Source organism: Streptomyces sp. H27-D2, assembly GCF_035828615.1.
Lineage (GTDB): Bacteria > Actinomycetota > Actinomycetes > Streptomycetales > Streptomycetaceae > Streptomyces.
Map to the genome: position 1 here is coordinate 1 of NZ_JAYMZR010000167.1, position 8,198 is coordinate 8,198.

Annotated in this window: 5 protein-coding genes and 1 pseudogene; 2 read left to right on the top strand and 4 right to left on the bottom strand. The window is 73.9% G+C overall.

All coding sequences use genetic code 11. From position 1 onward, the window contains the following. Nucleotides 1-163 precede the first annotated feature (163 nt). From QMK28_RS33085 to QMK28_RS33095, 3 genes are all read right to left on the bottom strand, one after another. Nucleotides 164-2,068 (bottom strand): IucA/IucC family protein, encoded by a 1,905-nt coding sequence (locus QMK28_RS33085; RefSeq protein ID WP_326443393.1) that lies wholly within the window; start codon nucleotides 2,066-2,068, stop codon nucleotides 164-166. 161 nt (nucleotides 2,069-2,229) lie between these two features. Continuing rightward, entirely contained in the window at nucleotides 2,230-3,432 is a 1,203-nt protein-coding gene (locus QMK28_RS33090) for an ATP-grasp domain-containing protein (protein ID WP_326443388.1), read from the bottom strand. Between the two features lie 27 nt (nucleotides 3,433-3,459). Beyond that, nucleotides 3,460-3,726: a hypothetical protein gene (locus QMK28_RS33095; protein ID WP_326443389.1), complete on the bottom strand. Its 267-nt coding sequence runs from the start codon at nucleotides 3,724-3,726 to the stop codon at nucleotides 3,460-3,462. 144 nt (nucleotides 3,727-3,870) lie between these two features. Here QMK28_RS33095 and QMK28_RS33100 point away from each other — a divergent pair, with 144 nt between their 5' ends. After that, on the top strand, nucleotides 3,871-4,773 hold the full coding sequence (locus tag QMK28_RS33100) for a (2Fe-2S)-binding protein (protein ID WP_326443390.1): 903 nt from the start codon (nucleotides 3,871-3,873) through the stop codon (nucleotides 4,771-4,773). A gap of 444 nt (nucleotides 4,774-5,217) precedes the next feature. On the opposite strand, the pseudogene QMK28_RS33105 reads toward QMK28_RS33100, so the two are convergent. Continuing rightward, a pseudogene (locus tag QMK28_RS33105) lies at nucleotides 5,218-6,396 on the bottom strand (YihY/virulence factor BrkB family protein); the annotation flags it as partial. An 18-nt stretch (nucleotides 6,397-6,414) separates the two neighbouring features. Here QMK28_RS33105 and QMK28_RS33110 point away from each other — a divergent pair. Next, complete coding sequence (locus tag QMK28_RS33110) at nucleotides 6,415-8,055, top strand: acyl-CoA dehydrogenase family protein (protein ID WP_326443392.1); 1,641 nt, start codon at nucleotides 6,415-6,417, stop codon at nucleotides 8,053-8,055. Nucleotides 8,056-8,198: the final 143 nt, after the last annotated feature.

The following is an 8,198-nucleotide window of genomic DNA, read 5'->3' on the forward strand; positions in this document are numbered from 1 at the left end:
GGCTGCGGGGCGGGCTCCGGGGCAGGCTGCGGGGCGCGGTTCCCGTACGGGCTGTCGCGGGGTGCGATCGGGTGCGCCGACGGGCCCCAGCGGCGGTTCCCGCCGTGGTTCTCGCAGCGGCTCCTGTACGGACCGTCGCCGCCTGCCGGAGATGCCGTAGCTGTCACCGGCCACGCTCCCGCAGCAGGTAGTTGGGGCCGGTGACGTAGTGCTTGTTGACGTCGGCCGCGCCGGAGCGGTCCTTGGTGAGCAGGGTGCCCGCGGTGACCATCGCCTTGACCGGCAGGCGTGGCGCGTCGAAGAGGCGGGCGCGCAGCGTGGCTCCGGGTCCGTCGGGGCCCGCGCCGCGCCGGTCGTCGGCCGCGCACAGCCGGTCCACCGCCTCGCTGAGACGGTCGGTCACCAGCTGGAGCAGTCGCTCCAGGGGGGCGCGTCCGTGCCGGGCCAGGCCGAAGGCGTACGCCCCGGCGCACAGGTGGACGGTGATGGTCGTGAAGAGGTCCGCGAGCGGGCCGTCATCCGCGCCGAAGATGCGCGCGTCGTCGAACTCCGCCGGTCCAGGCACGTGTTCGCCCAGGGTCACGCGCAGCCTGCCGGTGTTGACGCGCGGCCCGTCGTTGTCCTTGAACAGCAGCCGCAGGCGGGTGCTGCCCGCCGCGTCGCGGTCGAGGACCAACGAGATGTTCTGCTGGTGCGACTCCAGCGCGATGCCGTAGCCGAACAGCGTCGTCTGCCAGTCGAACAGGAGCGTGAGGCACGCGTCGAGCAGTGCGAGCGGCTCGTCGCCGTAGAACCGTTCGGCGAGGTGGTCGATCACCAGTCCGCCCCGGGGCGCTTCGCTCAGCAGCGCGGCCATCGTCACCACCACCGCGTCGTCCAGGCCCGTCGGGTAGCGGCGCAGCAGCACGGCGAGCAGTTCATGCCCGGCGTGCGCGAAGCGGCTCTCGTCGGCGAGCAGCACGGACTCGCGGAACCGCGGCTCGCGCGCGATCACCGCCGCCGCCAGCCGTTGGCCGGCGGCTCCGTCGGTCAGGGTGCCGGGCTTGATGGTGCGGCGGTTGAGCAGCCCCAGGGTCGCGGTCGCCAGAGGCAGTTTGAGGTGCAGCGTGGGATCGCGGGTGAGCGCCACGGTCCGCATCGAGAGGGTGGGGACGACCTCCAGATACGGACGGTCGGCGAGGACGGCCCGCCCCTCCAGGCCGGTGGCGCGCAGCGCGTCGCGCAACGGGTCGCCGAGCGAGAGCGGGTGGACGGGGATGGCCAGGTGGCTGCCGTCGAGCGCGGGCAGGCCGAGGTCGCCGGGGGTCGGCCAGTACGCGGGTCGGCCGCCCGCGCCGGGGGCCGTGGCGGCGGCGTGTCCGGGGCCCGGCCCGGGGCCTGGTCCGCCACCCACCGTGAGGGCGTCCTGCGGCACGGCGATCCAGCGCAGCTCGAAGCTCGGGTGGAACTCGGGCGCGTAGGAGCGGAGTTGGTCGTCCGTGAGCCCTGCGCGACCGCGCGCGGTCGGGTAGACGGGGTGGTCGAGGCGGGCGGCGAGGGTGTCATGGGCCAGGCCGTCGGCGAGGCCGGTCCAGTCGGCGGGGTTCGCGCCGTGCCGGGCGGTGAGCAGATCGGCGACCTCGTCGCGCGAGGAGGCGTGCAGCCGCATGGTCGCGAGGGTCTGCCGGCACTCCTCGGCGAAGGCCGCGTAGCCGGCTCGGTCGACCGGGTCGGCGAGGGCGCTCAGCGCGCCGACGACCTCGTCGCAGCCGCGCAGTTCGCGGCCGTCCGACTCCCGTACGAGCAGCGGCAGCCGGGCGGCGGACTCGCACTGGAAGCCGTCGTCGGCGACCGGCAGGAGCAGCGCCTCGCCGCCCCCGGTGGCCGACGACGGCAGCGCCTCATCGCCCTCGGGAACCGGCGGCAGCAGCGTCTCGCCGCTCCCCGCCGCACGCGCGCCCCCCGCCCCCCGCGCGTCATCGGCGGCGAGGCGCAGCCAGTCGCCGTCGGGCCGCTCGATCCGGGTGCTGCGGGTGCGCAGGCCGAGGACGTCCTCGCGCAGCAGCGCGGACAGGACGCGCAGCAACAGCGCCTCCGCCTCGGTGCGGGCCGCGACGGCCGCAGGGCGTGCCGGACGGGAGAGCCGGCCGGGGGAAGCGGCGGCCAGGGCGACGGGGGCGCCCCCGGACACGGGCTCGGATACGGGCTCGGATACGGGCTCGGGGGGCTCCGGGGGAGTCGTCCGCGCCGTCACGGGGTGATCTCCCAGCTCCGGGCGGCGAGGAAGCCGGTCGCTGCGCGGTCCACGGCCTCCTGGTCGTCCCCCAGCGCGCGGAGCACGCCGAGGAAGTCGCGGTTGGTGCGGTACAACGCGTGCCGCTCGCCGACCTCGCGCAGCGGCCGGTACGTCAGCCGTACGCCGTCCACCGTCAGATCGGCGGCGGCGGGCGCGGCCGTGAGTGTCCCGGCGACGGTGGCGTACGGATAGTCGAGCCGGGCCCGGCCGTCCGTCCGCGCGCCCAGGTCCAGGGGCAGCGGTTCGCCGAGGTGGGTGCGGAGGATGTGCTCGAAGAGCGGGATGCCGAGGAGTTGGGCGAGCAGCAGATCGCACTGATCGCCTATGGCACGGTAGTTGACCTCGATGAGCCGCGCGCGGCCCTCGTGCACCACGAACTCGGTGTGGCACGCGCCGAACCCGACGTCGAGCGCGTCGAGTTGGGCGAGCACCTGAGCTGTGACGGGCTCGGGGTGGGCGGGCAGGTAGGTGAGGCGCTCCTCGATGAAGTACGGCGGCGCGGACAGCTCGGTGTGGAATCCGCCCAGCACATGGCGTATCCGGCCGTCCCCGAGCGTCTCCAGCGTGTACAGCTCGCCGGGCAGGAACTCCTCGACGACCAGCGCGGCCCCGGGCCGGCCGGCCCGCACATGCGCGCAGTGCGCGAGGAGTTCGGCGGGGCCCTCGACGCGTACGACGCCCTCGCTGGCCACCCCCTCCCGCGGCTTGACCACACACGGGTACGGCACCGGCAGCGCCAGCAGCGAGGCGGCGTCCCTGCTCGCCGGGAGCTCGGCCGACCACACCGTGTCGACGCCGGCCCGCGCGAGGTGGCGGCGCATCTCCGCCTTGTCCTTGGCGCGCAGCGCGGCCTGCCACGGCTTGCCGGGGAGCCCGAAGTACCGTGCGGCCAGGGCTGTCGCGGTCTGGAGGTGGTCACTGTTGGTGAACACCGCGTCCGGGGCGCGGTGGGTGGAGATCAGGGTGATGACGGCGTGCTGGTCGCGCACGTCGCACTCCAGGATCTCGGGCCGCGGACCGGCGCTCCCGTACGCCTTGTGGTGCGCCTCGGGCTGGTCGGTGAGCAGCGTGACGTCGAGCCCGAGCCGGGCGGCGGCCGGGAGGAAGCCCTCCGTGACCGAGTCGGTGGGGTTGAGCGCGAGCAGGTACAGCCGCATGGGCGAGGACCCCTTCCGAGCCAGGGACTACCGAGGTGGACTGCCAGGAACCGCGAGGAATTCCCGAGGTCCGGAGGGGCGTACGACGATACGCCCCGGTCTGCCGACGGCGGCGCGGGGCAGCGGCGAGGGGGGCGCGGACAGGCGGCCGGATACCGGCTTCAGCGGCCGTCGGCCGGCGGCGGCGGGGGCGGCTTCGACGGAAGCTACGGCGGCGGCTACGGCCGCGAAGCGGGCCGAGCGCCGGGGAGCGGCGGAGGGCGCGCCGAACGGGGCGAAATCGTTCCTGGACACGGGGGCTGAGCTTAGGTTAGGTATACCTAAGGTGCAACTGAGCTGTACGCGGGGTGACGTGGGCTTTCCTTGGCGTCCAGCAGCACGCACAGCCACTAAGGTAAACCTAACTTCTGGCACCCGTTTTAGTTTTAGGGAGTGTTGATGCTGCACGCCTCGGCGGACGCGGCGACCGTCTCAGCGGCGGACTGCACCGGACCACTGGCCCGGACCTACCAACGCCTGGCCCGCACTTGCGCGTCGCTGCACGTAGACGTTCTGACGGAAGGTCAACATCCCGCCGCCGAAGAGATGAGCTGGACGGCAGCCGAGGCCGGCGAGTACGGCGAGTACGGCCTCTGGACCGACGGTGCGCGACTGGCGGCCGATCCCGAGATGCTGGACTCCGCCGTCAACGCCGAGGCCGCCCGCGTCGGCGTCACGTATGACCACGTCCCGCGCGGGGACGTCGCCGCGTCCAGAGTGCTGCACCACTACCTCTGGTCCGTCGCACTGCTGATGAGCGGCCCGTGGTACCTGGAGCGCAGGGTGCCGCGAGTGCGACCGCGCGATGTGTACCTGAACCGCGTCACCGACGCGTTCGCGATCCGGCCGGGCGGCTTCGCCTGCCTCCCCGACGATCCCGCCGCCGGCCTGCCCGGCGCTCGCGTCGTCGGGCACGAGGAGGCGTTGCGCGGTGAGTTGCGGGCCGCCGTCGCCGACCACATGCGCCCGCTGCTGACCGCGATCGGGCCCCGGTTGCGCCGTGGTCCGCGCGCGCTGTGGGGCATGGCCGGCGACGACCTGGTGTCGGGGATCTGGTATCTCGGCCGCATGCTCGCAGACGAGGAACGCTCGGTACGGGCCGCGACCGAGCTGCTGCCCGAGGCCATCCCGCCGTTCCCCGGCGGCGCGGACTTCCGCCGGCTGGCGGGGCGCGACGGGGCGTCGTACCCGACGCGCACCCGGCTCGGCTGCTGCCTCTACTACACGATCCGGCCCGACGAAGCCTGCGTCACCTGCCCGCGCACGCGGGACGCGGAGCGGCTGCGCCGGCTGGAGCCCTGAGGCCGCGCCCCCGCTCTCCCGCTCTCCCGGGCCATCGCTCGCCCGCTCCCCCGCTCCCCCGTTCTCCCGTTTCGCTACCCCCCGCGCGACCCGCGTCCGGCCTCGCCTTCGGCCGCGCTCCCCGGATCAGTCCCGGTGCGGGGCGGCTCCCCCCGAGGGCGCCCCCTCCGAGGAGGTTCCCTCCGCAGTGGACCACCCCCGCTGCCCGCCGGACACCCCGGCACCACCGCTGACACCGGCCCCGCCCGTACCGCCCGGCTTCCGCGCCCCCGGCGCGTGCCCGCTCACCGGCGGTGGCTCCGGGCGCGCCGGCCGCCCCGGGCACTCCGGGCCGGTCGCCGCCCCCGTACCTTCGGCGGCCTCCGCGCTCCCGACACCCTCGGCGGCCTCTTCGTCCCCCGCGTCCTTCTCGGTCTCCGCAGCCTTCTCCGCCTCCGCGCGCTCCTCGGCCTCCTCGCGCTCCCGCTCCCGCTTCGCGTGCAGCAGCCGGGCGCGTACGTCGTCGTGCGGCAGGAACTGGGCCCAGCGCTCGGGGAATTCGGAGGGCGGTTCGACGTCGGGGCCGAGGTCCGCCTCGTCCTCCTCGTCGTCCTCCGTCGCCCAGCCGGACCCCAGCCGGTGCGGCGAGCGGCCCGCGTGGGCGTGCGCGATGAGCAGCGCGGCGGCCTCCTCGCGGGCCCGCTCGGTCTCGGCGCGGGCGGCGGCGGTGGCCACGGACGGCCAGACCCGGTCGATGGCGGCGTTGACCGCCGCGCCGACCAGCACCGCGAACGCGGACACACCGATCCACAGCAGCACCGCCACCGGCGCGGCCAGCGAGCCGTAGATCGTCGGCCCCTCGACCGTGTTCGTGAGGTAGATGCGCAGCAGGAAGCTGCCGAGGACCCACATCGTCAGGGCGACGAGTGCGCCCGGAATGTCCTCGCGCCAGGGCGAACGGACCGGCACCGACACGTGGTAGAGCGTGGTCAGGAAGGCGACCGAGAGCACGATGACGACGGGCCAGTACAGCAGCCGCACGACGTCCTCGCTCGACGGCAGCAGATGCACCATCGCGTCCGGTCCGACGACCATCAACGGCAGCACGATCGCCCCGATCAGCAGCGCGACCATGTACAGCAGGAAGGCGAGCAGCCGGGTCTTGACGATGCCCCGGTGGCCCTCGAGCCCGTACATGATGGTGATGGTCTCGACGAAGACGTTGACCGCGCGCGAGCCGGACCACAGGGCGATGGCGAAGCCGAGCGAGATGACGTCGGGGCCGCTGCCCTTGATGACGTCGTCGAGCAGCGGGCGGGCGATCTGGCTGACGCCCTTGTCGGAGAGCACCGTCCCGGAGGCGGTGAGGATGTTCTCGCGGATGTTGGAGACCGTCTCGATGTCGGTCCACGCGTCGAGGTAGCCGAGCAGCCCGATGAGGCTGAGCAGCAGCGGCGGGAGCGACAGCAGGGTGAAGAACGCGGCCTCGGCGGCCAGCCCGGTCACCCGGTATTCCATGCAGGAGTTGACTGTGTCCTTGAGGAGCAGCCAGGTCATCTTGCGCTTGGACACGTTGCGGTACAGGACCCTGGCCCTGTGGAGACGGCCCGCCGGCCGCTCAGGTGTTTCCTCGACTGCTCGCACCTACTTACCGTAGCTGGCATGGCTGCAACGACTCACACCGTGATCAATCAGGCTCCGCCGCTGGTCGGCTACGACGTCTTCGGCTCCGATCCGGCCCTCACCGAAGGCGTCGAGCGCCATGTCGCCCCCGAGCGCGCCGGGGAGGTGGCCCGCGAGCTGGGCGAGCTGGGCAGGGCCGCCGGTTCCGCCCAGGCCCAGCGCTGGGGGGAGGAGGCGAACGCGAACGAGCCGGTGCTGCGCACCCACGACCGGTACGGCAACCGGATCGACGAGGTCGACTTCCACCCGGCCTGGCACCGGCTGCTGGGGCGCGCCGTGTCCTCGGGGCTGACCGACGCCTGGTCACGCCCCGACGGCCAGCTGCGGCGCACCGCCGGCTTCCTGGTGTGGACGCAGGTCGAGGCGGGGCACGGCTGCCCGCTGTCGATGACGCACGCGGCGGTGCCCGCGCTGCGCGCCGACCCGGCGCTGGCAGCCGAGTGGGAGCCGCTGCTGACCTCGCACGTCTACGAGGCGGGGCTGCGGCCCGCGGCGGCGAAGGCGGGCGCACTGGCCGGGATGGGCATGACGGAGAAACAGGGCGGATCGGACGTACGCGCCAATACGACCCGCGCGGAGCCGCTGGCCGCCGACGGCGAGTACGTGCTGACCGGGCACAAGTGGTTCTGCTCCGCGCCCATGTCGGACGTCTTCCTGGTGCTGGCGCAAGCGCCCGGCGGCCTGACCTGCTTCCTGCTGCCCCGGGTGCTGCCGGACGGGGCGCGCAACGCCTTCGCGGTGCAGCGGCTCAAGGACAAGCTCGGCAACCGCTCCAACGCCTCCTCCGAGGTGGAGTTCGACGGGACGACGTGGGCGCGCCGGGTCGGCGAGGAGGGCCGGGGCGTGGCCACCATCATCGAGATGGTCGCGGCGACCCGGCTGGACTGCGTGACCGGATCGGCGGCGATCATGCGGCAGGCCGTGACGCAGGCGGTGCATCACGCGGCGCACCGCGAGGCCTTCGGCGGGCCGCTGATCGACAAGCCGCTGATGCGCAATGTGCTGGCCGACCTGGCGCTGGAGTCGGAGGCCGCGACGACGCTGGCGCTGCGTCTGGCGGCGGCGGCCGACTCGGACGGCGAGCAGGACCGCGCCTTCCTGCGGCTCGCGGTGCCCGCCGCCAAGTACTGGGTGACGAAGCGGTGTCCGCCGCTCGCCGCCGAGGCCCTCGAATGCCTGGGCGGCAACGGCTACGTCGAGGAGTCGGGGATGCCCCGGCTGCTGCGCGAGTCGCCGCTCAACTCCATCTGGGAGGGCTCGGGGAACGTACAGGCGCTGGACGTGCTGCGCGCCCTGCAACGCGAGCCGATGGCGCTGAACGCCTTCCTCACCGAACTCGGCACCTCCCGGGGCGCGGACCATCGGCTGGACGGCGCGATCAAGGGCCTGCTCACCGAACTCGCCGACCTGGACGGCATCGAGGCGCGCGGGCGGCGGCTCGTCGAGCGGATGGCGCTGGTCCTCCAGGGTTCGCTGCTCGTGCGGTACGCGCCCTCAGCGGTCTCGGACGCGTTCTGCGCCTCCCGGCTGGGCGGCGACTGGGGTTCCGCGTTCGGCACGCTGCCGCACACCCTCGACCTCGGCGCGATCGTGGAACGGGCGCGGGTGCGCGTCGAATAGTCGGGCGTCGAGTAGTCGGGTAGGGGCGCGGCGGCGGTTTCGCGCGCTCTGACAGCGCTGCCGGTCACCATCCGCTGAGCAGGGGGAAGCGATGCGGCAGCAGGCCGTCCACCCCCGGCGGGGGCCGCGGGTGGACGACACGG